Consider the following 24228-nt stretch of genomic DNA (forward strand, 5'->3'; position numbering starts at 1 on the left):
CTATTGCAGAACATTCCTAGTCGATAGAGATGGGGCTTTTCTTAATCTAGAAAACTGTCTTGGTAAATCATTTTTTTACTCATTCCACCATCAACGACCAAGTTATGGCCATTAACGAAATCATTCTCCGAGTGCGTTAAAAAAAGACACGCATTAACAATATCTTTGGCTTTCCCTACTCGACCTGATGGATGCTGCTGATGGTCAAAGCTATCAAGCTCACCATACCCTTCAACCTGAATCCAACCGGGGCTAACCGCGTTGACGGTAATTGGCGTATCTGACAACGAAATGGCCATCGATTGTGTCATAGAGACCACACCACCTTTAGATGCGCCGTAAGCATCCCAACCTGATTCATTTTGATTCCAGCGCGTAGAGGCAATGTTGATGATTCGTCCATAAGGCTGAGCATGATTCAATGCGATAAATCGTCGGGAACAAGCAAACGCGCCTTTGAGGTTGACATCAATCACACGTGAAAACTCTTCAAAAGTCAGCTGTTGAATGGGTTTGTTAAAGTTGGCGATCGCACCATTGTTGATGAGAACATCGACTTTGCCGTACTTTCTTTGGATCTCATCAAAAGCTTGTTCAATCTGCTCTGGTCGCCCTAAATCAACGAGGTGAAAATCCATATCTGGATTCTTATTGGGCGCAATGTCTAGCACGATAACTTTTGCTTGTTGCTCAAGGTAGGCAAGAGCAAGGTGTTGACCGATACCTTGGCTACCGCCAGTAATCACGACCACTTTATCTTTATACATACAGAGTTCTTAATTGTTTTTAATAACCCCAATTTTAGAGCCCAAACGCATAAAAAAATAGGCACGATTCTCGCAAAATCATGCCTAAAGAGTGCTGAGTCAACAGCCGCTATTGTTGTTATTCGTTATCCAAAATCACCAGAGATGTATCGCTTAGTACGATCATTATCTGGGCGGTGGAAAATTTTATCGGTCGTGCCATATTCTTCTAACTTACCGAGGTACATAAAACCGGTGTAATCAGAGATACGCATCGCTTGCTGCATGTTATGCGTAACGATAACAATGGTGTATTTCTCACGCAGTTCAGTAATCAAGGTTTCAATCGCTGCAGTCGCAATTGGGTCAAGCGCAGAAGTGGGTTCATCCATCAAGATTACTTCCGGCTCTAGAGCGATCGTACGAGCGATACATAAACGCTGCTGCTGACCACCCGACAAGCCATTTGCGTCTGCATCCAGCTTGTCTTTCACCTCTTCCCACAAATGCGCACGTTTTAATGCAGACTCAACACGATCTTTGATTTCTGCTTTGCTAAACGTACCTTGGATTTTGAGACCAAACGCCATGTTATCGTAAATCGACATTGGGAATGGTGTCGGTTTTTGGAAAACCATACCGACTTTAGAGCGCAACTCGTTAACATCGGTGTTGTTAAAGATGCTTTCGCCATCCAACAGGATTTCACCTTCTGCATACTGATGACCATACAAATCGTAAATTCGGTTCAAGGTACGAAGAAGCGTGGATTTACCACAACCAGATGGGCCAATAAGTGCCGTCACTCGGTTTTTGTAAATCGGCATGGATACCGATTTCAGAGCTGCATCTGCGCCTTTGTTGTAGTAAAAATTTAAATTTTGAATATCCATACGATGAGTCAGATTTGCTGTCACATCGTTGGTATTAATGCTGTCTACCAAAGTGCTCATAGTAGGTCCGTTCATGTTGTTTGTAGTGACTGGGTTTAAAGTTGCCGTGTTCATGCTCTTCTCGCTTTAAATAGCTGCGGCAACGAAGTCGCCAGTACGTTAACAATCAAAATAAAGGTCGTGATAATCAGTGCACCAGCCCATGCTAGCTCCTGCCACGATGTGTATGGACTCATCGCAAACTGGTAAATCGTTACTGGCAAGTTTGCCATCGGTTGGCTCATGTCCGTGGTCATAAAACTGCTGTTTAGCGAGGTAAACAACAAGGGTGCTGTTTCACCCGAGATACGTGCGATAGACAATAGAATCGCGGTAATAATACCCGGTGCCGCAGCTCGGTAGCTCAGTTGAGTTATCACGCGCCATTTAGGGGCACCTACGCCACTGCCCGCTTCTTTGAGTGTTGGTGGAACAAGACGAAGCATCTCTTCTGTTGAAGCAACAATCACTGGCAATGCAAGTACCGCGAGTGCAATTGCCCCCGCCCAACCCGAGTAACCACCAGTTGGAACCACAATCAAAGCGTAAACAAACAGACCGACGAGAATCGATGGTGCGCTCATTAGCATGCCGTTAAGGAAGCGCAAAGACTCAGCGACCTTGTTATCTTTATCTGCCTCAGCAAGCCAAGTACCAGCCAGAACACCAATCGGTGCTGCGATTAAAATGCCCAAACCAGTCAGCATCAAGCTACCAATTAGTGCGTTTTTCAAACCACCTTGGCTGCCAGGACCTGGCGTCAGTTCAGTGAAGGTAGCCAAACTCAAACCCTTCACACCTTCACCGACAAGCGTGTACAAAATACTGGCAAGAACAAAGACACCGAATGCAGCTGACAAAGAACAAAACGCTAAGAAACTAAAGTTCTTTAATTTTCTAGTATTCATGATGACTTCCTTAGTAAACGTCGAGCAAAGCCCATCACGAAGAAAGTGATAATAAAGAGCACGACGCCAAGCCCAATAAGTGAAGCGATATGAATTGGGTCTGTCGCTTCGTTAAATTGCTGAGCAATCGTCGATGAAATTGAGCTCGCTGGCATAAAGAATGAGAACTCAATACGACTCGCACCACCGATAACAAAAGCCACCGCCATTGTTTCGCCAAGTGCTCGCCCTAGGCCAAGGATGCCAGCACTCACCGTTGCATTTTTCACTTTTGGGATAAGAACTTTGGTGATCACCTCAAATGGTGTCGCACCTGTTCCATACGCCGCTTCACGAAGAACATCAGGAACCGATTTAAGTGCGTCACGCGTCAATGACGTCATGATTGGCAGAATCATAAATGAAAGGATAATGCCCGCCGCTAACAAACCGATGCCAATCGGTGGCCCATTAAACCAGCGACCGATCAAAGGAATATCAACTAAATGCATGCCTGCCCACATTTGGAACCCTTCAGAGAACCATGGAACAAAGACAAACAATCCCCACATACCATAGATAATGCTTGGTACGGCAGCGAGTAGCTCAATAGCCTTACTCACTGGCTGACTTAACCATTTAGGTGCTAGTTCAGCGAGGAACACTGCCGTACCTAACGCGATAGGTGCAGCAATAACAATAGCGATGAAAGAAGTAACAAGTGTGCCGTAAATTGCCGAGGCAGCACCAAATTGACCATTAATAGGATCCCAAATATCTCTAAATACAAAGCCAGGGCCAAATTCTTTAAAAGCAGGCCATCCACCTTCAATTAGTGATAATAAAATACCAGTTAGAGTCACAAAAATTAATAAAGCACTCGCGAAACTCAATTTATTAAAAACCGAATCACCATTTACTTTATTTTTAATAGCTAATGTAGTCATAATATTTTATTCAGTTGTCTGAAGAATATATTCCCCAGACAACTTAATTAATTATTGAATAATCGCTTGGCCGTCTGATTTCAAACCATTTTTCCAAGTTTCGTTAACCATGTTAACTACCTTGCTTGGCATTGGGATGTAATCTAGCTCTTCCGCAAGCTCACCTTGCTCATAGCTCCACTCAAAGAACTTCACGATTTCTTTTGCTTTGTTCGCATCCGACTGGTCTGTGTGCATTAGGATGAATGTAGCAGCCGTCATTGGCCAAGAATCAGCACCTGACTGGTCGTTCAGTAGCAGGTGGTAACCTGGTGCATTTTCCCAATCAGCGTTAGCTGCAGCTGATTGGAAAGTGTCCATGCTTGGATTTAGGAACTTGCCTTCTTTAGATTGCATTTGTGTGTAAGCAAGGTCGTTTTGCTTAGCAAATGCGTATTCCACATAACCGATCGCTCCGCGAGTTCGGTTTACGAAGTTTGCGACACCTGCGTTACCGTTCCCGCCAATTGTTGTTGCTTTCTTTGGCCATGTGATGTCTTTACCAACACCAATAGATTCATGCCATTCAGGGCTTACGCGGTCTAGGTAATCAGTAAAGTTGTAAGTCGTACCAGAACCGTCCGAACGGTGCACTACGTAGATAGGTTGATTTGGTAACTCCACGCCTTCGTTTAGCGCTGCAATCGCCGGGTCATTCCAATTCTTGATGTTGCCTAGGTAGATGTCAGCAAGCACTTTACCTGTTAGCTTGACTTCACCAGCATCGATGCCAGGGATGTTTACTACAGGAACAATTGCACCCATCACCATTGGGAACTGAATCATGCCCTCTTTGTTCAACTCTTCAATGGTCAACGGCGCATCTGTCGCACCAAAGTCTACTGTGTTTGCTGTGATCTGACGGATACCACCGCCAGAACCAATCGCTTGGTAGTTAATCTGAACGCCCGTTTCCTTTTGGTATTGCTCAGCCCACTTCGCATAAATTGGATGAGGGAATGTCGCACCAGCACCATTGATCGTTGTTTTGGCAGCAACGCCAAATGATGCTGCAACCAGAACTGAAGACACTAGAGCTGATTTCATGAATTTCACAATATATCTCCGATATAATTTAGCGATGAAGTTGGGCTAATAAAAAAGCAACATTTAATTAGCCCAGATTAGTTTTAGTGTTCAAGTAAAACTAGGTATTGAAATAAATCCAACAATCAATCGGTGCTCACCAATCGACGGGTGCAGATTAGAAATTCAATATGACAGTTTTATTAAACACCGAGACTAAACCACACAATGTGAATAACAATTATCTCGGCAGAATTAATTATGATAAGAAAACTTCACAAGACTTTTATAAAGTAAGTGAAGATGTAAAAGGATATGTATGCAATGCGCCATAATAAGATTGCAAATATTAAATATTGATGAAGGATAAGGACTCATTTAGACTCAGATGATGGACATGTTACTCATCTTCAAGATCTACCTCTTCTATGGCTTAGCTTTCTTCGCCATCTTTTTTGCCATTCTTTTTCGAGATTTACGCAAAAGCCGTATCGCTATCGCTTCTGCATTACCTATTCTTGCCATGTTCGGTTTCATCCATGGCTTTCACGAATGGTCTGAACTTTATCTAGTTATGTATGAGCATGAGTTCGCGCTTACCAAGGGGATAGAGACTTTTAAGGTATTCAAACTCTGGTTCTCATTTATTGCGCTTGGCGCTTTCGCATGGAAAATGCTGGATCTGACGGGTTGGAAGTACGTAAAAGCCATCAAATATGGCGCACTCACCGTCCTTACCTTATTTGTTATCAGCTTAATTGTTCGGTTCGGAAGTAATGAATACGCGATTTACATTCACAACACAGCAAACCAAGTTCGTTGGATATTCGGCTTAGGATCTGGTGCGATATCAGGTGTAGCCATGATGAGTTATGCCAACATCCTCGAGAAAGAAGGACACGGTGCATCTTTACCATTCCAGTTAACAGGCCTCTCGTTATTTGCATATGGAATCTGTGCAGGCGTACTTACCTCAGATTTGGGACTGTGGGTTTTAGTGGTTCGCACGATCTGTGCGATCTGCATCCTTTGTACATTGTGGATTGCTCTCAGAGTTTTTGACGATGAAAAGAACAAGCAACTAGAAAGTAATATTCAGCAGTCACAACAAGACGCAAAATTAAAAGAACTCGGTGAGCTAACATCTGCGGTCGCTCACGAGATCAAAACCCCGCTCTCAAGTGCAACGATGAGTTGCGATTTGTTGGAAAAACACTTACCAGACAACGAGGCAAGTCATCGCCACCTAACACGAATTCGCCAAGGTCTTGAACGAGCCGCAGAGATCAGCCATGAAGTCCTAAATTACGCTCATCATAAACCCATAAAGCGTAAAGCAGTTTGTCTCAATACTGTACTGAAGAATGCACTGTCACTGAATCAGTACCGCTTAGAAGGCTTCCTAGTGAGTCAGTCACTAGACGAATCTTTACAGGTATTGGGCGATGAGGGGCAATTAGAAGAAGTGGTGACCAACATTATCGGCAACGCTATCGATGCCAGCCAAGAACATAAACAACTGTATATTGAAACCTATCAAGATAAGCTAGTCGCGATACTCTCGATCTCAGATTGGGGGACAGGTATGCCACAAGATAAGATCGCTAAAGCAAAAACCCCTTTCTACACAACCAAGCCACGTGGCGAAGGCACTGGCATGGGATTGGCTATCAGTAATCAAATTATCTTACAACACGGCGGCGAGCTACACTTGAGGAACTCGAAAAAGAGTGATCATATTACAGGCTTAACGGTAGAAATCCGCTTACCAAGGAATATTGAATGACATTAAAACTCTTACTTGCAGAAGATGATGTAGAATTGCGAGAAGTCCTCGTAGAGGCACTAACCTTGGAGTCTTTTGACGTCATCGCATGCGACAATGCGGAAGATGCACTGGATATCGCATCCGAGCAGTATTTTGATTTAGCATTGTTTGATGTTGTCATGACTGGGATGACAGGTATTGAGGCCTTATCGACCTTAAGACGTTTACACCCTAATATAGGAATCATCATCACGACAGCATTTGCAACCGTTGATGTTGCTGTCGATGCCATGAAGAAAGGCGCGGATGAATTTCTTACTAAACCATTCAACCTTGCTGCATTGTCCGTCACGCTAAAACGAGTACATGCAGAACGCTCTCCGAAATCCCCACTTGATGAACGTAAACATGATCAAATCTTCAGCGCTCTCTCAAACCCAATTCGACGCTCGGTGATTAAACAACTCAAAATCCACCGAAAGATGAAGTTTATGGATCTATGCCGAGTCGTGGGCATAGAAGATCATACCAAGTTCAACTTCCACCTCAAACAACTCGTTATTAGTGGGTTGGTGATCAAAGAAGATGGTCGAATTTACTCGCTCACGGAACAGGGGCAGCAAGTCCATTCCAGTATGCTTTAATGCGCCAATTCAAAACGATAAAGCCGACAATATGTCGGCTTTCTAATTTCACATGTATTACTTGTCGGGGCTGTATATTTTACTTCGCTTATTTTTGTTCAATTGAACGAATGACTTTACACGGATTGCCAGCAGCAACCACATTTGGTGGCACATCTTTTGTCACCACACTTCCCGCACCAATTACAGAATTTTCACCGATCGTTACGCCAGGGCACACGATAACACCACCGCCCAGCCATACGTTGTCACCAATCGTAATTGGCGTACCAAACTCAACACCTTCTTCGACACGACCTTTCACACCCAAAGGGTGGCCTGCTGTGTATATTTGTACATTGGGTGCAAATAACACATTGTCACCAATATGTACTTCTGCGACGTCTAAAACAACACAGTTGAAGTTCGCGTAAAAGTTTCTTCCTAACTTGATGTTAGAACCATAATCACATCGGAATGGCGGCTCTAAAAATGCACCTTCAGCGTCTGGAATAAGCGTATCAATTGCGCTTCGCCATTCGTCCGTATCTGGAATGCTGTTGTTGAGTTTTTGTAGCATTTTTCTGCACTCAATACGTGCCTGGTAAAGCTCCTTATCCCAAGCATCATATGGCTCACCAGCCAGCATCTTTTGTTTTTCTGTCTTCACCGAACACACCATCTCACCAAAATAAAAACGAATCAAAACACATCACAACACCGCAAAATGTGACCCGTCTAATGAATTATTTATTTACGCAATTTACGTTGGCACAATGACGTTAATTCAAACAAAAACCATCCATTAATCTTCTCGAAATGCACGATTCATACTTTCAGTTAATGGTTTAACAAGATAACTCAATGGTGTCCTAGGTTCTGAGAGAATCAACACTTCAGCATTCATACCTGACGTTAACCTATGCTTGGTCACATCCTCTTGAGAAAGTGCAATACGAGCAAGATAGAAGTCGTCTTCATTTTGTTCAGACAACTTATCCGCAGAAATCGTCAAGACGGTTCCATCTAAAGGTGCAAGTGTTCTAGCATTCAATGCTGTCAAACGGATCTGAGCATGCTGCCCTGGCGTAATTAAATCGATATCTTGCGGACTGACTCTCGCTTCCACCAGCAACTTATCGTCCTGAGGTACAAGCTCTAATAAGGTCTCTCCAGATCCAATGACGCCCTTTTCGGTAAAGACTTGCATATTAACCACTCTCCCTGAAATAGGGGCAACAATAGCAGTGCGCGCAACCACATCTTTTGCTGAGCGATATTCTTCTCGAATCGTTACCATCTCAGTTTTGGTGTTTCTTAGCTCCTCAACAATCTCATTAAGTCGCTCTAGCCTAAGTTCTTCTATCTTGGCTTGATTCTCATCCAATCGCTTACTGACCGTCAGTGATTGCCTATCTAATTGGCTTAGTGTGCTTCTCACCTCTGCTGCCAAGCGCTTTAACTGCAACAAAGCCGATTTTCCAGAAAAGCCTTTTTGCACCAAAGCTTGGTTACTTGTGATTTCTTCCTCGATAAACTTGAGTCTTTCTCTTTCAATAACTTTTGTCTGCTTTAAGTTTTCAAGCTCTAGGTTCGCCCCCGAGATACTTTGATTAATGATACTTAATTTACTGTCGAAAAATCGCTTTCTGGCTTCAAAAATTTTGTTTTGAACTGACTTTGCCTCAGTCACGACATCGGTGCTTTGTATCGTTTCAAGATCTTGAGACCAATTGATATCAGGCAGTTCATCTAACTCTGCATTCAAACGATTTTCCTTTGCTAAGGTGTGAATGTATTGACCACCGAGCGCATCCAATTTGGCGGTTGCTTGACGTTCAGACAACTGTATTAGTAACTGGCCTTTTTCCACAAGATCACCTTCTTGTACATACAGCTTATCGATAATTCCGCCTTCTAAATGCTGAATTTCTTGCCGTTTGCTCAAGACAGAAAGGTCGCCATAAGCTATGGCTGCGCTCTCCAATTTTGCTGTCGCCGCCCAATAACCCAACCCGCCCAAAAATAAAGTCAGCGTTAAAATAGCAAGAAAGATTGGCCCTTTTAAATGAAGCTCTGCATCTGGTTTGAAGCGAAAGACTTTTTCGGAAGCCATTTCATTAACGGTTGGCAGTTGATTGCTCATTTCGCACCCTCGGTATGTCTGTTTTTTCTTCTCCCATCAAACGCTTCAGCACTTCGTCTTTTGCTCCATAAAGCTTAATTCGGCCTTCCGCTAAATAGAGTAGACGGTCCATTTGTCTCAACGTGCTCGGGTTGTGAGCAATAACAATGACGGTTGAACCTTGTGATTTCAAATGCGCAATCAAGCGTTGGTAAGCGGCTTCACCTTCGCCATCCAAGTTTGCATTCGCTTCATCAAATACCACAACGGATGGCTCTCCATATGCAGCCCTAGCTAATGCGATACGTTGTCGTTCACCGCCTGAAAGCCCACGCCCGTTCTCACCAATCACAAAATCATATCCCTTGTTCTTTTTCAGAATCAATTCGTGGCAACCTGCAAGCTGAGCAGCTTGAATAACTTTTGCAGGATCTTCATCTTTAAAACGTGCAATATTATCTCGAATAGTACCAGGGAAGAGTTCAACCTCTTGTGCTAAATAACCAAAGTGGGCACCGCGATCTTCTGAGGCCCAAGTCGAGACCTCCATCCCATCTAACGTTACCTTGCCGGCTAACGGCTTGATGTTACCCAGTAAAAGCCTAGCAAAAGTCGATTTCCCTGTACCTGAAGGGCCAATAACACCAACAGATACACCAGGAGGAATAGATAAACTAATACCTGATAAAACAGGTTCACTCGCTCCGGGGTGGCGATAAGCCATTCCTGTCAACTCAAAGAGCCCTTTTGGCCTTGGTAAAGGCATATCAGATTCTTCTTTCGTAACCACTCGATCAATCTCAAATAAACGCTGATAAGCATTTCTTGCTGACATGGCGCTTCGCCAAGTACCGATAGCTTGCTCCATCGGAGACAGCGCCCTGCTCATTAATATTGAACTGGCTATCATGGCACCCGCGGTGATTTCGTGTTGGATAACCAATAATGCTCCACCACCCAGCAAGCAAATTTGTAACGCACCGCGAACGAATTTGGAAAAGTTGGCCAAGTAAATCGACTTACCTGTAACTCGCTGTTCCAATCGATTCGATTCATTAACGTTTGAATACCACTTTTCTAAAAACGCATTCATCATCCCCATCGCCATAATTGAGTTCGCATTTTGGGTGGCGATCTCGGCATGATTTATATGCGATATAGCCCGAACTTCACTCTCTTGCATCGTCTTTCTGGTCACTAATTCATTGACCACTCCTAAGCTAAAGAGCACAACAGAACCGCCCAGAGCAATATGTCCCAACATAGGATGGAGCAAATACACGAAGAGAATAAAGACTGGAGTCCAAGGGGCGTCAAGCAAAGGATAAGGGGCCTGGCTACTTAGAAAGCTTTTGATGTTTTGGATATCTCTTAATACTTGTGACGTGTAGCTTTTCCCTGAATGAGCTTGATATTGAATACTTCGTTTCAGCATAAATACCGAAAGTTTCGCATCCATCCAATACCCAAATGTCTTGCTCATTTGAGCTCGAGCAATGTCAATCAGAGACATCGTCAATAAAGCCGCAATGACAATAACCGTCAGAAGGAGCAGTGTATCAATGGAATAAGAAGAGATGACTCGGTTGTACACTTGTAACATGTACAACGGAATAGATAGGACTAATAAGTTTATAAATAGACTAAAACCAATCAGCAAGCCTGTGAGCGTGCATAGTTTTTGTCTGACTTCTTTGAAAACCGTTTTTTGCACGATTACTACCACATATTTGCAAGCGTAGGCGCTAGAAATACTAGCGCCTAAAATAGACTCAATTCTAAATAATGAACAAGTCGCTACCGTATGAGTTGATGTCTTCTTGTGTAACACCAATAAGTTTAACGGTGAGATCGACGCCGTCTGTAAAGACAGCATTACCTTTCGCATCATAGGTAAAAGTAAGATCAGAATATGACGTTACAGAATCACTGATGATGTGAAGGGAGTCCTCACCAATGGTAAAATCAACCACTTTTGCCTCGCCGTGACCACCAAACTTGTCCGTAAAGACGAACTTGTCTGCACCGCTACCACCAATAACAACGTTGTCACCAGAACCAGCAACCAAAACATCATCACCGACGCCACCGTTTAGCTTGTTATCTCCCAATAAACCGAGCAATAAATCACTACCTGTACCGCCACCAAGGTAGTCGTTGCCTGTACCAGCCATTAGAATATCGTCACCAGCACCACCGGTTAGACGGTCATTACCAGCGCCGCCTACAACGAAATCGTCACCACCGCCACCAACGAATGAATCGTTGCCACCAAAGCCGACGAAGATGTCATTGCCGCCATCAAAATCAGCGACTTGGTTATTTTCACCCGAATCACCGAAATATGTGTCATTTGTGCTCATTTTATGTCCCTCTTGGCTTTATATTTGAATAGACCTTCACGTCTGGATTAACTTCCTTCAGACATGAGAAGTCTAATAAACATAAACATAGGAACAAGTTTGAATATGGATTGATATTTCAAACTATCAATATTTTTAACACTACAAAAAGTGGTACTTTTAGATATAAACAACATCTAAAACAAAAAGTTAAAAGTAGTACTAAAGGTTTCTCTTCGCCCAACTTGTCGCTTGGGTGCGGTTTTTAACCTCAATTTTTCTGAATATGTTGTAAAGGTGAGATTTAATCGTATGCTCACTAATAAACAGTGAATCTGCTATTTCCATATTAGAACCACCGTCTTTCAACATCTGAAGAACTTGTACCTCTCTTCGAGTAAGTTCAACTTCTATCGCTGGCTCAATAACATAGTTTGACTCCTTACCTTTGTAATAAGTCAAAAGTTGTTCAAGTAGTCGTCTTGATAGCCAATTATCACCATCAATAATCGCTTTAAGTCCTTGACAAAGTTTCGCCATCGAATCGCTTGGACCGAATATACCTTTAACATGTGGCCATGACGCTAATTCTTCTGTATCAAGCTCATGCCCTAGGTTTAACATAATTGTTCCTAGCACTTTTTCATTATCTTTCAGATAAACCAAAGTATCAGATGGTGTTTCTACAGAGAAATCAACTAACAGGAAATACTCTTCAGGAATCAATTCGTGGTAGCTTGGATTTTTACTATCGATGATGGTTATTTTGGTTTCTGTATTTTTAGAAAGCATCTCCTTAAAATTTTCACTCTGCAGACTTTGTTGAGTGATCATTAGGATCTCGGGCCTTTCCTTATACTGTTCCATAATGTTTCTCATACTTTCACTAACTTAATATTCTGAATTTAATAGTTATTGCTGAGCACCTAAACTCATATCTAAGTGCTAGACGATAGAGTAGAGTTATTTGATACTTTTTTAAATTGCAATTTGGTTAAAATCATAAACAAAAAAAGTGTTTCTCATAAAAGAAACACTCCTTACATATTAAAAATGAATGATAGATCTACATCGCAATTTAGAAGAAATAAACGCTAACTTAGCTGAATTTATACTGCTATTGATAAACCAGACATATTTTCTTTAGCCCAAATTAATGCTTGAACTCTATTTTTCACGTCAATCTTCTTAAAAATATTGTGGAGATGGGTTTTCACAGTATTTTCACTCACAAATAGTTGCTCAGCAATCTGTTGATTCGAAGCCCCCATTGATAAGAAGGTAATAATTTGCTGTTCTCTTTTCGTCAAAATTGCGGACATGCTCTTATTAACTGGTCTGCTGTGTCGACGTAAGTGCGTAATATACTGTTGTGAAAACTTACGGCTAAACCACATATCGCCCTGTAAAACTTTGCCAATTCCAACTTGAAGATTATTAATATCATCCGATGTATAGAAAATTCCGGCAAGATTCTGCCAAACGAACAGCTCTTCTGTTGAAATGGTTTTATCGCAATTGATCAGCACTTCAATCGTGTCTTTTAGCTCAGTTTTCTTGAATTCTACATAACGAGCAAAGATTTCATCTGAAACCACACTGTAATCGATTAAGGTTGCCGAAGCTGAGCCGTGGCAATTTAAGGGCTCACTGAGCTTCTCTGGGGTAATCAAAACAACGTTAATACTGAGTTTGGTTTCGAGAACATCTTTAAGCAAAGACGACTGCAAACTGTCCTCAGTAATTAATATGACGTTCCTTGTACTTTTACACTCCATCTCTTTTGCAGCCCTTTAGTTATTTTGATTTAAATAAGCAATAGATTTAGATAGAGCAGCAGTATTGTCAAGTATGAAAAAAAGTAGTAACAAAGAATAACTTATTGATTAAAAGCTAGTTAAAGAAGGTGAGTTAATGGGTAGGTATGAAAAAGGGAGTTCGTAAACTCCCCCTTTATTAGTGCACTGGTGTTGAATTTTTCTGATTGAACTTACCAAAGTATTGCTCAAGAACCTCTGGCGTCAGCTTTCCTTCAGCTTCTAGCTTCTTCAGTTCAGCAGCGATTTGCTTTTGCTCTTCTAAAGAAGGAAGCTTTACTTCCGGCTCTTGAGCAGCTTCTTGTGAAATCTGTTCTAGTTCTTTTTCGAAGTCATTCATAGTACTTACCTAAATATATAGTCGTTAAACTTGTAAATTAGGCCTATTCTATCCAACTCTAGAGTTTGAAGCTACCAACCATCTTATCCAAACGAGAGGATAACTCTTGTAGGTCTTGGCTTGCACTTGCCAACTCTTCAGCTGTAGCCGTGGTCATTTCATTAATCGCATTGATTTCTTCAATGTTCTGATTGATGGTATGTACAACCGTTGATTGCTCTTCGGTTGCCGTCGCTACTTGTGTGTTTCGGTCAGAGATATCGGCAATACGCTCAGAGATGTTCATTAACACTTCAACCGCTTCATCAGTTGAGGCAACGCCTTCGAATGTTACCGCTTTACCCGCTTCCATTGCAGTCACTGCATCTTGAGCGTCACTTTGAAGCTGGTTGATCATCTTCTGAATCTCTTCGGTAGAGACAGCAGTGCGTGAAGCAAGGTTTCGAACCTCGTCAGCGACGACAGCAAAACCACGACCTTGCTCCCCTGCTCGTGCAGCTTCAATTGCCGCATTCAGCGCAAGTAAATTGGTTTGCTCAGAGATATCACGAATCACATCCAAAATAGATCCAATGTCCTTGGTAGTGGTTGCTAATTGCGTCACTACCATGCTGGTCGTTTCAACGTCATCGGCAAGGCGACTGATCACTTCTTTCGCTTGAGTAACCACTTGGCGACCTGTCTGTGTGTTATCAGATGCTTGGTTTGCTGTATCCGCAGCGGTTGCAGCGTTAGAGGCAATCTCACTGATGGTCGCACCCATCTGGTTAATCGCCGTTACCACTTGAATTGTTTGGTCACGCTGCTCTTGGCTATTATCGTGCGTTGATGTGGCTTTGCTGGATACACTGTCTGCAGCTTGGCTTAATGCGCCGCTGGTTAACGACACTTCTTTCATAGTCGCGTGAATCTTTTCAATAAAGCCATTAAAGCCTTTTGATAGCTGAGCAATCTCGTCGTTACCTTTGATTTCGATACGCTGAGCCAAATCGCCTTCCCCTTCACCAAGGTCAGTGAATCGGTCTGCAATTTGGCGAATTGGGTTAGTAATGCTGTTTGCCAGCAAAATACCCATTGCGATGAAGATTAGCGCCACGATTGCTGTCGTAAACAACATTTTCTCTGCTGTTGCATCAAGGTCAGCAAATACCTCATTCACTGGCACGACACCAACCACAAACCAATCCATTGATGGCACATACAGGCTAGATACAAACATATCTTGGCCCTCAAATTCGGTAGTAACGAGATTGAAATGACCTTTGTTAAGCAGCTGAGAAGCGTCTCTTCCAAACAGTTGGCCAATTGAGGTTTTATTTTTGCCTTGCTGGCGATGGATCTGGATGTCACCTTTACTATTCGTTAGGAAAACATAGCCTGATTTCTCAATCTTGAAGCCATTCAGGAGCGACACCATATCATCCATCGATTTTGACAAACCAGACATCGAGATGCCATTCACATCTTGATAATTAGCAAACATTTTCACGTCACCATTGGACTCTTGGAACACGCTCACTGACGTGTCTTGGCCCGAAGAGGTGAACCCAAAAAACCACCCATCCTGTGAGCGATTGAGTTGACGTAGAAAGCCGTTCTGGTTCCAGTAGTATGCGGTTTGGCGGTTTGCTACAGACGCATCGTTTAACTCATATTGAGATTTCACATTATTGAGTTGCTGAACGAGTTGCGCTTCAACTATGGGGTTACGGTCGGTCGTAGATAGGGCTTCAACCACAAATTCGTTGGTTGCTAACTGTTTTGCCGCTTGTTGCATTTGGACAACTTCACGGTCAATTTCGGTATTGATTTGCTGCAACATCGCAGGCAATTCAATGTCAATCAAACGGTGACTAAGCACCTCTCGGGCGTGGCGCTGCGCCATGACACCGACAATAATAGTCGAGGCTAAAACAGCAAAAGTAATACCGAGTACCACCTTTTGTTTGATACTCAGAGAAGTAAGTTTCAACATATTTGGACCTTTAAAAGAATCACTCGTTATCTGCATTCTGAACAGGGTAAACTTGGTGCATGAGTATTTGCTATGCACGGCTCGGAATCTATATCGGCCCAGCCCTACAAAACTAGAGAAAAATCTCACAAAAATCTGCAAAAATGATGTAACAGAAACGCTTTCTTCTTTAACGAATCTTTTCTAATCTAATCTGCCAATCCCTGTGCAATAAACGCGTTTAACCTATCTTGATTGATGATGTCTATTCGTCGATAGCCAATTTGAATAATGCCCTCTTTAGACAGACATTGCAGAGAACGGCTTAGTGTCTGACGAGTACATCGAGATAAATGGGCGAGTTTGTTTTGGGTATATAAGATAGGACTTGGCTCTCCATGGGGTGCGTTTAATCGACTCACCAAATACAATAACTTTGCCACCCGGTATTCATTCTTTAAAAGGACAGATTCGGTTGTCCACTCCATAAGTAATCGGAAACGGAAACTGATTTCGTGAATCGCAATCTGATATAAAACAGGATAACGCGAGGCGATCTCTCTCATTTTCTTGACTGGTATAGCAATGATCACAGCGTCAGAAGACGAATAGAAATCATGGTTGGTGGGTTCATTCTCAAAACAACCTACCCATGTCAACCAACTGCCCGGCCCCAGTATCGCAATGCAAGCTTCGTCACCACCTTCACTGCAACTCGCTAACTCAATATGACCGGATATAACAAGCCGCATTGTGTCAACGGATTTATGAGCTGAATGTAGCAACGTCGGCATCTTATAAGTCTCAATTTTTGCCGACAAAATCATTTCTTCAATCGCACTTTTCTCTAAGCGTTGAAGCGTTGGGTCTTTATTTAAGATCTGACAAAGCAAAGCATCTTGTTCCAACTGACCAAGTGGAAACTCAACATGAGAATGTAAGTTTTTAGACATTGTTCTCATCCTATCTTCGATATGTTGTTAATTAATTGTTACGAAAGACTAACAATTATCCGATAAGAAAAGCCAGTAAAAGCAACAAGGCTGTGAGAAGAGGATTCAATAATGCTAATGCCATGCTTAAAAACACACCGAAGATTACTCAGTCACGTCTCGATATTAGGCGTTCTATTAACCTGCGCAACATGGAGTACTGCATCTGTCGCCGATGATCATTTTGAGGGAATTCCAGGAGAAAGAACGTGCTTTTTTCGCTACGGCCCGGTCTCAGCCGATCCATACATCAACGTTGCCTACCCTGATGCTGCCGTAAAATATTGGGGGTCCGCTTTCACCGTGCCAGAAGGTGCAACACTGAGATTAGAAGGCCAATTTCCCCACTCCCGCTATATGTCATTAATCAGCTACGACGATCGAGGAAGACCAGTTCAATCCTTACCTGACTATATGATTAAACCGAGCCAAAGCAGCGTAAATCCCTTTAGAAACGGGAGTCAACGAGACAGTGTATTTAGAAGCTATCAAGTTAGAATTCTCGATTCGGAGCCAACAAAAGACTACACCGCAGGCCAAACTCGTGAAGGTGTTGAATCTGATGAACTGCACACACCAAAATCATCCGCCAATCAGCAAGTACTGATTTATCGTATCTATGCAAAAGATGAAAACAGTGATGGCACCGCAAACGCTGCTCTGCCAGAGCCCGTCGTGACACTTGCGTCAGGTAAAGAGCTAAGAGGCCCAGAAGCGTGTGACGCCCTGAACAGCTCTCAACCATTAGCAGCGAAGTTGAACGCTTTAGGGATACCAGTAGAAAAGTACCGAAAACTGGTGACTCAGCCCAACAAACCTGCCGGTTTCCCTGCTACGAATCCAGCGACTTGGCACATCCAGTTAGATCGCCAAAGTTTGCTAGGAATTTATACAGGAAACATAAACCCAGAGGCAAGGCGTAGTTCTGGTGGCTTTTATCCTAATCTAGACAACAACTATATTCGAACTGTCGTCAACCGCAAGCATGGTCCGGTGTTTGTGCTACGCGCTAAAGCCCCTATCACTCCTAAAACTTTCTACGGTGAAAAAACCATGGGCAACGGTGAACTTCGCTATTGGTCCGTTTGTTCCAACAAAGGATTTGCCGTTACCAAAGTCAATGACTGCCTTTATGATGAACGAATTCCTGTCGACAAAGACGGTTACTATACCATTGCCGTAAGTCGCAAATCAGACAGACCTCGCAATGCTTTTACTCAATGTGGTATTGGTTGGCTGCCAATGGCCGATGATGGCGATGGCATTATCGATAAAGACGCGTCAATCGTTCAAATTCGCCACATGCTTGCCTCTCCGACATTTTCTCACGCCATACAAAATATTCAGCAGGACAAAGATATAGCCCCTGTGATGAGAGAGTATTACCCGAGAACCTCCTATACCACCACAAACAACTTCGAACTCATGTTCCCATGTAACGAAGACTAACCCCAAGCTCTCATTAAGAATGGCAGGTTCTATCCTGCCATTGATTCACATTTATTCTTATCCAGAGGTCGCTATGTTATTAAAACTCGTGCTGTTTCTGTTGTTAATGCTCTTAATTACTAGTGTTTACGCATCACCTACAACCCCTAAAACGATCGAAGATCTCGACGATCCTACCGCTCTTAGCTCATTTATAGGTTTACGAACTGGCACCAATGGATATGGAGCAATTGGACAAATCGGGTTTAATAGCCCCGACAGTGTGTTGGGACACAACAGTTTTCTTCAATTCAAGGACGATTTTGAAACCGTGCATTTACGTCATTTCTCTATCTACAAACCTAGTGGTACTGGGTTATTTCTTGACGCCCAACGCAATAATACGGGCTCTATTGCGGTCAATCGCGCTTCACTCGGGGCCATACAGATTATTCCCGTTTTAGAGAATTTGAGAGTGAATCCAGCATTTCTGTACGGTGAAACTTGGACAGAAAATGAAGCAGCAAAAAACTCTGTGTTCCCAAACACATCAATCTTGACCTTATATACGTTTATACGCTGGCAAGTCACTAGCGATTGGTTCGTTAACTTAGTGCCTCAATATACCTATAGTATAAAAGGGCGAAAGATCCGTTTGTTTGAACTTGTCACACAGGTCGGGCACAACATCACCAAAGATTCGAGTGTGGCGATGAATACGGATGAAGATGACAACTTTTGGCTCACACTAAAACATGCCTTTTGAGAACATAGATAACAAAATATGCGTTGCTGATTGATAGTTTCTCGCCAACAGCTTGTAAACCATAGCAAGATCCCAATATTGGAAAGATAAATTACATGGGCGTACTGGAACTTTTCCCTACGAATGAGTGACCAATACACAAAATAAGAATCAAATGGATACCCAAAGAGTCCACAAAATGCACAAAACGAACTTCGAAACGCTTCAAAGCTATTTAGAGTCCCAGATCATTGGTCAACATGATCTGGTAAAACAGTTACTGATCGCTCTACTTGCCGATGGGCACATCTTGGTTGAAGGTCCTCCAGGTCTTGCAAAAACACGAGCTGTAAAATCCCTGTCTGATTGTGTCGAGGGCGATTTCCACCGCATTCAATTTACGCCCGACCTACTGCCTGCCGACTTAACGGGTACAGATATATTCCGTCCTGAAACGGGCGAATTTACCTTTCAGTCTGGTCCGATTTTCAATTCTTTGATCCTTGCCGATGAAATCAACCGTGCGCCGGCCAAAGTTCAAGCAGCAATGCTCGAAGCCATGGCAGAAAAGCAAGTAACGGCTGGTCGCAACACGTATGCGCTACCCGAACTTTTCTTGGTAATGGCGACGCAAAACCCAATAGAACAAGAAGGAACCTATCCGCTGCCAGAAGCGCAGCTCGACCGTTTCTTGTTGCACCTTGATGTGGATTATCCAGATGCGGAACACGAGTTGGCTATCTTGCGCATCAACCGTGGTGAGGCAAAAGGCGAAGCGACGATTGAACGTCCAAGCTTGAGCCAAGAAGACATCTTCACCGCACGCAAAGAAGTACTCAACATCCACATGGCAGATGCGATTGAGCAATACATCGTTCGTCTTGTGATGGCGACTCGACAGCCAAGCGATTACGACTCAGAGCTTGCGAAATGGCTATCTATGGGTGTAAGCCCGCGTGCAACGATCGCCCTTGACCGTTGTGCTCGTGCTCATGCGTGGCTAGCCGGTCGCGATTTTGTCTCACCAGAAGATGTTCAAGCCATGGCTTATCCTGTGCTACGTCACCGCTTACTTCTGAGCTACCACGCTCAAGCAGAAGGCATCACAGCTAATCACGTTATCGACAAGTTGCTCAACCTTGTGGGTAGCGCGTAAAGAGGTAGGTGGACATGTCTGCATCATATGCATTGCCACCTCATGCGAATGGGGTGACATTAACCCTTGAAGAGCTGCTTCAATATCGCACTCAATCGGTTCGTTGGTTGCCACCAGCACAGAGTATTTGGTCGCAAATGAGTGGTAACCATACCAGCCGTCAAAAAGGGCGCGGTATGGACTTTATGGAAGTGCGTCAATATCAAGCGGGCGATGATATTCGCAGCATCGATTGGCGCGTAACGGCCCGAACGGGAAAAGCGCACACCAAGTTGTTTGCTGAAGACAAAGAACAAGCGGTGATCTTATACATCGACTTGAGCCCAAGCATGCACTTTGGTTCGCAATATGTATTGAAGTCAGTTCAACTGGCGCACTTCGCTAGCGTATTGATTTGGCTGACGTTAGCCAAGAAAGACCGCATCGGCGCGGTGATTGATGATGGTTCCCAGTGTATTGAGTTCCGCCCTTCTTCTCTTCAAAAACAAGGGCTGAGAATTCTTGACGCGATAGTGAATACTCACAACCAATTGCTTACGAATCAACACGCTGACAGTACACGCACGTTGCCTTACATGGCCGCAATTGAAACGCTGCACAACCTGACGCCGAAAGGCAGTGAACTCATCCTGCTGAGCGACTTTGCTCAAGTGGAAGAGAAAGAATTGCTTCAACTGCGTCGACTAAAGCAACACAACAGCGTTCGCGCAGTCCAGTTCTATGACCCTTTAGAGCGAGGTGAAACCAAATTTCGAGGTCAAGCGAAAGCGTCTGACGGTCATCGAAGTCAATGGTTCAACTTTGGTTCAAAAGGACAACGAAAGGCATTGGAATCATACTTCGATAAGCATCAGCAAGCCATCAAACAACAATGCCACTCGATGGCGATTCCATTTAATAGTCTGTCCAGTGGGTTTCCCCTGATTCAGCAATTAAGCTAACCACAGTAACAACATATAAAACATTCAAGCAGTAGTAATAATGACAACGAATAACCAAAGCCTAAACCTTGAACCTTTAATCCTACCGAATGCACCAGATTGGTTCCCACTTGCTTGGGGATGGTGGGCTGTTCTGAGCGGGATAATTCTTTCCATCGTAATTGTCGTGTTGTACTTAAGATGGCGTTCAAAACGTCTTGTCGCTAAAAAGACCGCTTTGAAATTGTTGAGCAACCCGCTCACACCACATACTCCGTCTTCTGCATTAGAGGTTCTCCGCCAAGCGGCTTTGAGTTACTTCCCTCGGGAAGAGATCGCACCATTAACAGGCTCTGCTTGGTATGAGTTTCTTGATAGCTACACCAAAGAAACTCGATTCGTAGACAAACAACAACAGTGGCAAGCCGCGCTTTACCAAAAATCTGGTCAAGAACAGCATCAAGATTTGATTGATGATTGTGCTTTCTGGATTGACAGCGCTTTGCCTCCGAAGAAAAAGGCAAAAACTCGTGACTGAGGCAAATCTCGTATCGAGCCTCTCTCAATGGTTTAACATTGAGTTGGTCTGGTGGTGGGCTCTTCTTTTGCTGCCCCTACCTTGGCTGATTTATAAGTTCTTCCCTGAAGAGACTCAGCAAGCTGAAATCAAACTGGCCTACTTGCCTGACAACAAACACAGCACCAAGCCAAAACAGTTAGCCCAGAAGGCACTGTCTATTTCTATCTGGGCTTTATTGGTTATCGCTTGTGCTCGTCCGGTTTGGTATGGCGACCCGGTTGAGTTCCAACCGAAGTACCGTGACATGATGCTAGTCGTCGATTTGTCAGGCTCAATGCAAAAAGAAGACATGAACGACAATGGCGAGTACATTGACCGTCTCACAGCAGTGAAGAAAGTCCTGTCTGAATTTGTTCAAAAGCGCGACGGGGACCGTTTGGGCGTCGTTCTGTTTGGCGATCATGCTTACCTACAAACACCGCTAACGGCGGACCGTAAAACCGTGATGCAACAAATCAATCAAACTGTGATTGGCTTGGTTGGACAACGCACAGCGATTGGTGATGGAATCGGCTTAGGTACCAAAACCTTTGTTGATAGCGACGCACCACAACGTGTGATGATTTTACTTAGTGATGGCAGCAATACAGCAGGCGTATTAGATCCACTTGAAGCCGCAGACATTGCAAAAAAATACAACGCCACTATTTACACTGTTGGGGTCGGCGCGGGCGAGATGATGGTGAAAGACTTCTTCATGTCTCGTAAAGTGAACACCGCTTCTGACCTCGATGAGCAAACACTTACTAAGATTGCCGAAATGACAGGTGGCCAGTATTTCCGTGCCCGTGATGCGCAAGAACTTGAAAAAATCTATGACACAATTAACCAGTTAGAACCCGTCTCTAGCGACACTCAGACTTGGCGACCTCAATCTGAATGGTTCCCTTACCCACTGAGCGCAGCACTCGTTCTTTCCGTGTTTCTGTTTGTTCTAAGGAGAAAACATGGCTGAGTTTATATTCTTATATCCATATTGGCTGTTGGGTTTGCTCGTCATTCCTATCGTCTTAGCCCTAAATAACCAGTACAAAACCAAGAAGTCGTCCTTGATAGCGCCGCACTTGGCAAAAATGCTCGGTCATTCCATCAAGACCAAACATTACTTTGCTATCTGGGGACTCGCTTGGGCGACCGCCTGCATCGCTTTGGCAGGGCCGAGCTGGCAATCGAATACTCGCCTAAGTTTCGAACTGAGCCAGAACCGAGTATTAGTCTTGGATATGTCACGCTCTATGTACGCAACGGACGTGAAGCCAAATCGACTATCGCAAACACGCTATAAAGCGTTAGATTTATTACCGAAGTGGAGAGAAGGTGCGACAGGTTTAGTCGCTTACGCAGGTGACGCCTATACCTTAAGCCCACTCACAACCGATTCGAGTACACTTGCTGGCATTATTGAGAATCTATCGCCAGAACTGATGCCTTACCAAGGTTCGAATTTACCATCCGCGATAGAAACCGCTCTTGGTCAATTTACACAAGCCGGTGTCAATCAAGGTGACATCGTCGTGTTGGCAGATGATTTGGATGACTCCGAACTATCACGTTCACTAGCGTTGTTAAATGGTAAAGATGTCAGAGTGTCAGTGCTTGCTATCGGAACATCAAATGGTGCACCAATTGCTCTTCCGGATGGTTCTTTGATGAAGAACCGACAAGGCAATACGGTTGTGGCGAAAACGAATCTGAAAAATTTACAGACGCTGGCGAAGCAAACTGGCGGATTATTCGTTCCGATTCAACATAATAACCGTGATGTAGAGAACATTGCCGCGTTTACCAATAATGCTGGTAACAACCTTGCCGCGAAACAAAGCGAGGATGTAAAAACAGATTCGCGCTTAAATAGCGGTTTCTGGTTGCTTCCACTGCTGTTGATTCCTGCTGTCCTTCTCTTTCGTAGAGGTATGGTTTGGGTGCTGGTTGCGACCGTACTACCAATGACTTGGACACCAAAAGCAGAAGCGAGCGCGTTCCTAAATCAAAACCAGCAAGGCGAGCAGCTTTATCAACAAGGTGAGTACGAAAAGGCACAAAACACCTTTACCGACCCAAACTGGAAAGGTGCTGCTAGCTATCAAGCCGGTGATTATGAAAGTGCCATTGAGGCTTTCTCAAACAACTCGACTTTAGATGGACGTTATAACCTCGCCAATGCGCTTGCTCAAAACGGTCAACTTGATGATGCAGCAAACCTCTACAAACAATTGGTAGAGGAGAAGCCCGATTTTGAGGCGGCGAAAAAGAACCTGTCGGTTGTAGAGGAGAAACTGAAGCAGCAACAGCAACAGCAGCAACAGCAACAGCAACAGCAACAGCAACAGCAACAGCAACAGCAACAGCAACAGCAACAGCAACAGCAACAGCAACAGCAACAGCAACAGCAACAGCAACAGCAACAGCAACAGCAACAGCAACAGCAACAGCAACAGCAACAGCAACAGCAACAGCAACAGCAACAGCAACAGCAACAGCAACAGCAACAGCAACAGCAACAGCAACAGCAACAGCAACAGCAACAGCAACAGCAACAGCAACAGCAACAAAAGTCTCAGAATGATGCTAAACAAGAGCAAGGGCAGCAGTCACAAAACCAGCAAGAACCTGAAAATAAACAAGAAAATCAGAAAGCTGAGCGACAAAAAGCCAAGCAAGAAGAAGAGAAACAGGGCGAGCAAAAAGGCGAACCTATGCAGGCTCAAGCTCAGCCAGAAAAAACGCATCAGGACGATCCTGAGTTCCGCCGTTTAGAAGCAGTAGAAAGTGCGCGTGACCCAAGCTTTTTGATTCGAGCACAAATGCAGTTGCAAGCTCAACAAAAACGACCTCCACAACAAACAAATAAGGAATGGTAA

The 24228-nt window shown here is 43.8% G+C and carries 23 protein-coding genes; 9 read left to right on the forward strand and 14 right to left on the reverse strand.

Annotated features, from left to right (window positions below; genetic code table 11):
- Positions 1-41: 41 nt before the first annotated feature.
- The 5 genes from C1S73_RS26185 to pstS all read right to left on the reverse strand — a co-directional run bounded on the left by C1S73_RS26185 (position 42) and on the right by pstS (position 4598).
- Positions 42-767: an SDR family NAD(P)-dependent oxidoreductase gene (locus C1S73_RS26185; RefSeq protein WP_038870371.1), complete on the reverse strand. Its 726-nt coding sequence runs from the start codon at positions 765-767 to the stop codon at positions 42-44.
- Positions 768-892: 125 nt separating this feature from the next.
- The gene (pstB, locus tag C1S73_RS26190; RefSeq protein ID WP_173399958.1) at positions 893-1753 is read right to left on the reverse strand and encodes a phosphate ABC transporter ATP-binding protein PstB; all 861 of its coding nucleotides are present in this window, start codon (positions 1751-1753) and stop codon (positions 893-895) included.
- Complete coding sequence (pstA, locus tag C1S73_RS26195) at positions 1750-2586, reverse strand: phosphate ABC transporter permease PstA (protein ID WP_038870370.1); 837 nt, start codon at positions 2584-2586, stop codon at positions 1750-1752. Before pstA ends, pstB begins: the two co-directional genes overlap by 4 nt.
- On the reverse strand, positions 2583-3512 hold the full coding sequence (pstC, locus tag C1S73_RS26200) for a phosphate ABC transporter permease subunit PstC (protein ID WP_038870369.1): 930 nt from the start codon (positions 3510-3512) through the stop codon (positions 2583-2585). The genes pstA and pstC overlap by 4 nt, the downstream gene beginning before the upstream one ends.
- A 51-nt stretch (positions 3513-3563) precedes the next feature.
- On the reverse strand, positions 3564-4598 hold the full coding sequence (pstS, locus tag C1S73_RS26205) for a phosphate ABC transporter substrate-binding protein PstS (protein ID WP_038870429.1): 1035 nt from the start codon (positions 4596-4598) through the stop codon (positions 3564-3566).
- A 370-nt stretch (positions 4599-4968) separates the two neighbouring features.
- Here pstS and C1S73_RS26210 point away from each other — a divergent pair, with 370 nt between their 5' ends.
- Positions 4969-6363, forward strand: coding sequence for a sensor histidine kinase (locus C1S73_RS26210; RefSeq protein ID WP_038870368.1), 1395 nt, complete (start codon positions 4969-4971; stop codon positions 6361-6363).
- Positions 6360-6989, forward strand: coding sequence for a response regulator (locus tag C1S73_RS26215; protein ID WP_038870366.1), 630 nt, complete (start codon positions 6360-6362; stop codon positions 6987-6989). Before C1S73_RS26210 ends, C1S73_RS26215 begins: the two co-directional genes overlap by 4 nt.
- Before the next feature lie 88 nt (positions 6990-7077).
- Here C1S73_RS26215 and C1S73_RS26220 read toward each other — a convergent pair whose 3' ends face one another.
- From C1S73_RS26220 to C1S73_RS26260, 9 genes are all read right to left on the reverse strand, one after another.
- Positions 7078-7638: a sugar O-acetyltransferase gene (locus C1S73_RS26220; RefSeq protein WP_038870365.1), complete on the reverse strand. Its 561-nt coding sequence runs from the start codon at positions 7636-7638 to the stop codon at positions 7078-7080.
- 135 nt (positions 7639-7773) lie between these two features.
- Complete coding sequence (locus C1S73_RS26225) at positions 7774-9114, reverse strand: HlyD family type I secretion periplasmic adaptor subunit (protein ID WP_038870363.1); 1341 nt, start codon at positions 9112-9114, stop codon at positions 7774-7776.
- The gene (locus C1S73_RS26230; protein ID WP_038870362.1) at positions 9089-10807 is read right to left on the reverse strand and encodes a type I secretion system permease/ATPase; all 1719 of its coding nucleotides are present in this window, start codon (positions 10805-10807) and stop codon (positions 9089-9091) included. The genes C1S73_RS26225 and C1S73_RS26230 overlap by 26 nt, the downstream gene beginning before the upstream one ends.
- A gap of 64 nt (positions 10808-10871) precedes the next feature.
- A complete protein-coding gene (locus tag C1S73_RS26235; RefSeq protein ID WP_038870360.1) occupies positions 10872-11456 on the reverse strand; it encodes a calcium-binding protein in 585 nt (194 codons plus the stop codon).
- 201 nt (positions 11457-11657) lie between these two features.
- Positions 11658-12314 (reverse strand): LuxR C-terminal-related transcriptional regulator, encoded by a 657-nt coding sequence (locus tag C1S73_RS26240; RefSeq protein ID WP_038870359.1) that lies wholly within the window; start codon positions 12312-12314, stop codon positions 11658-11660.
- A gap of 230 nt (positions 12315-12544) precedes the next feature.
- The gene (locus C1S73_RS26245) at positions 12545-13213 is read right to left on the reverse strand and encodes a LuxR C-terminal-related transcriptional regulator (RefSeq protein ID WP_038870357.1); all 669 of its coding nucleotides are present in this window, start codon (positions 13211-13213) and stop codon (positions 12545-12547) included.
- A 178-nt stretch (positions 13214-13391) separates the two neighbouring features.
- Complete coding sequence (locus tag C1S73_RS26250; protein WP_038870355.1) at positions 13392-13592, reverse strand: restriction endonuclease subunit S; 201 nt, start codon at positions 13590-13592, stop codon at positions 13392-13394.
- Positions 13593-13650: 58 nt separating this feature from the next.
- Complete coding sequence (locus C1S73_RS26255) at positions 13651-15567, reverse strand: methyl-accepting chemotaxis protein (protein WP_038870353.1); 1917 nt, start codon at positions 15565-15567, stop codon at positions 13651-13653.
- A gap of 188 nt (positions 15568-15755) precedes the next feature.
- Positions 15756-16499: a Crp/Fnr family transcriptional regulator gene (locus C1S73_RS26260; protein WP_080774284.1), complete on the reverse strand. Its 744-nt coding sequence runs from the start codon at positions 16497-16499 to the stop codon at positions 15756-15758.
- Positions 16500-16610: 111 nt separating this feature from the next.
- Here C1S73_RS26260 and C1S73_RS26265 point away from each other — a divergent pair, with 111 nt between their 5' ends.
- The 7 genes from C1S73_RS26265 (at position 16611) to C1S73_RS26295 (ending at position 24228) form a co-directional block, all read left to right on the forward strand.
- A complete protein-coding gene (locus tag C1S73_RS26265) occupies positions 16611-17987 on the forward strand; it encodes a hypothetical protein (RefSeq protein WP_038870352.1) in 1377 nt (458 codons plus the stop codon).
- 19 nt (positions 17988-18006) lie between these two features.
- A complete protein-coding gene (locus C1S73_RS26270) occupies positions 18007-18732 on the forward strand; it encodes a hypothetical protein (protein ID WP_227740555.1) in 726 nt (241 codons plus the stop codon).
- Between the two features lie 178 nt (positions 18733-18910).
- On the forward strand, positions 18911-19867 hold the full coding sequence (locus C1S73_RS26275) for an AAA family ATPase (RefSeq protein ID WP_038870350.1): 957 nt from the start codon (positions 18911-18913) through the stop codon (positions 19865-19867).
- Between the two features lie 14 nt (positions 19868-19881).
- Positions 19882-20808: a DUF58 domain-containing protein gene (locus C1S73_RS26280; protein ID WP_038870349.1), complete on the forward strand. Its 927-nt coding sequence runs from the start codon at positions 19882-19884 to the stop codon at positions 20806-20808.
- Positions 20809-20848: 40 nt separating this feature from the next.
- Complete coding sequence (locus C1S73_RS26285) at positions 20849-21325, forward strand: DUF4381 domain-containing protein (protein WP_038870347.1); 477 nt, start codon at positions 20849-20851, stop codon at positions 21323-21325.
- Complete coding sequence (locus C1S73_RS26290; protein ID WP_038870345.1) at positions 21318-22322, forward strand: vWA domain-containing protein; 1005 nt, start codon at positions 21318-21320, stop codon at positions 22320-22322. Before C1S73_RS26285 ends, C1S73_RS26290 begins: the two co-directional genes overlap by 8 nt.
- Entirely contained in the window at positions 22315-24228 is a 1914-nt protein-coding gene (locus C1S73_RS26295; RefSeq protein ID WP_102778993.1) for a vWA domain-containing protein, read from the forward strand. Before C1S73_RS26290 ends, C1S73_RS26295 begins: the two co-directional genes overlap by 8 nt.

Source organism: Vibrio jasicida 090810c, from assembly GCF_002887615.1.
GTDB lineage: Bacteria > Pseudomonadota > Gammaproteobacteria > Enterobacterales > Vibrionaceae > Vibrio > Vibrio jasicida.

Excerpts from the sequence above, each read along its gene's own strand:
- C1S73_RS26185 (WP_038870371.1), bottom strand. The coding sequence starts at position 767 with ATGTATAAAGATAAAGTGGTCGTGATTACTGGCGGTAGCCAAGGTATC.
- pstB (WP_173399958.1), bottom strand. The coding sequence starts at position 1,753 with ATGAACACGGCAACTTTAAACCCAGTCACTACAAACAACATGAACGGA.
- pstA (WP_038870370.1), bottom strand. The coding sequence starts at position 2,586 with ATGAATACTAGAAAATTAAAGAACTTTAGTTTCTTAGCGTTTTGTTCT.
- pstC (WP_038870369.1), bottom strand. The coding sequence starts at position 3,512 with ATGACTACATTAGCTATTAAAAATAAAGTAAATGGTGATTCGGTTTTT.
- pstS (WP_038870429.1), bottom strand. The coding sequence starts at position 4,598 with ATGAAATCAGCTCTAGTGTCTTCAGTTCTGGTTGCAGCATCATTTGGC.
- C1S73_RS26210 (WP_038870368.1), top strand. The coding sequence starts at position 4,969 with ATGGACATGTTACTCATCTTCAAGATCTACCTCTTCTATGGCTTAGCT.
- C1S73_RS26215 (WP_038870366.1), top strand. The coding sequence starts at position 6,360 with ATGACATTAAAACTCTTACTTGCAGAAGATGATGTAGAATTGCGAGAA.
- C1S73_RS26225 (WP_038870363.1), bottom strand. The coding sequence starts at position 9,114 with ATGAGCAATCAACTGCCAACCGTTAATGAAATGGCTTCCGAAAAAGTC.
- C1S73_RS26235 (WP_038870360.1), bottom strand. The coding sequence starts at position 11,456 with ATGAGCACAAATGACACATATTTCGGTGATTCGGGTGAAAATAACCAA.
- C1S73_RS26240 (WP_038870359.1), bottom strand. The coding sequence starts at position 12,314 with ATGAGAAACATTATGGAACAGTATAAGGAAAGGCCCGAGATCCTAATG.
- C1S73_RS26245 (WP_038870357.1), bottom strand. The coding sequence starts at position 13,213 with ATGGAGTGTAAAAGTACAAGGAACGTCATATTAATTACTGAGGACAGT.
- C1S73_RS26250 (WP_038870355.1), bottom strand. The coding sequence starts at position 13,592 with ATGAATGACTTCGAAAAAGAACTAGAACAGATTTCACAAGAAGCTGCT.
- C1S73_RS26255 (WP_038870353.1), bottom strand. The coding sequence starts at position 15,567 with ATGTTGAAACTTACTTCTCTGAGTATCAAACAAAAGGTGGTACTCGGT.
- C1S73_RS26260 (WP_080774284.1), bottom strand. The coding sequence starts at position 16,499 with ATGTCTAAAAACTTACATTCTCATGTTGAGTTTCCACTTGGTCAGTTG.
- C1S73_RS26265 (WP_038870352.1), top strand. The coding sequence starts at position 16,611 with ATGCTAATGCCATGCTTAAAAACACACCGAAGATTACTCAGTCACGTC.
- C1S73_RS26270 (WP_227740555.1), top strand. The coding sequence starts at position 18,007 with ATGGCAGGTTCTATCCTGCCATTGATTCACATTTATTCTTATCCAGAG.
- C1S73_RS26275 (WP_038870350.1), top strand. The coding sequence starts at position 18,911 with ATGCACAAAACGAACTTCGAAACGCTTCAAAGCTATTTAGAGTCCCAG.
- C1S73_RS26280 (WP_038870349.1), top strand. The coding sequence starts at position 19,882 with ATGTCTGCATCATATGCATTGCCACCTCATGCGAATGGGGTGACATTA.
- C1S73_RS26285 (WP_038870347.1), top strand. The coding sequence starts at position 20,849 with ATGACAACGAATAACCAAAGCCTAAACCTTGAACCTTTAATCCTACCG.
- C1S73_RS26295 (WP_102778993.1), top strand. The coding sequence starts at position 22,315 with ATGGCTGAGTTTATATTCTTATATCCATATTGGCTGTTGGGTTTGCTC.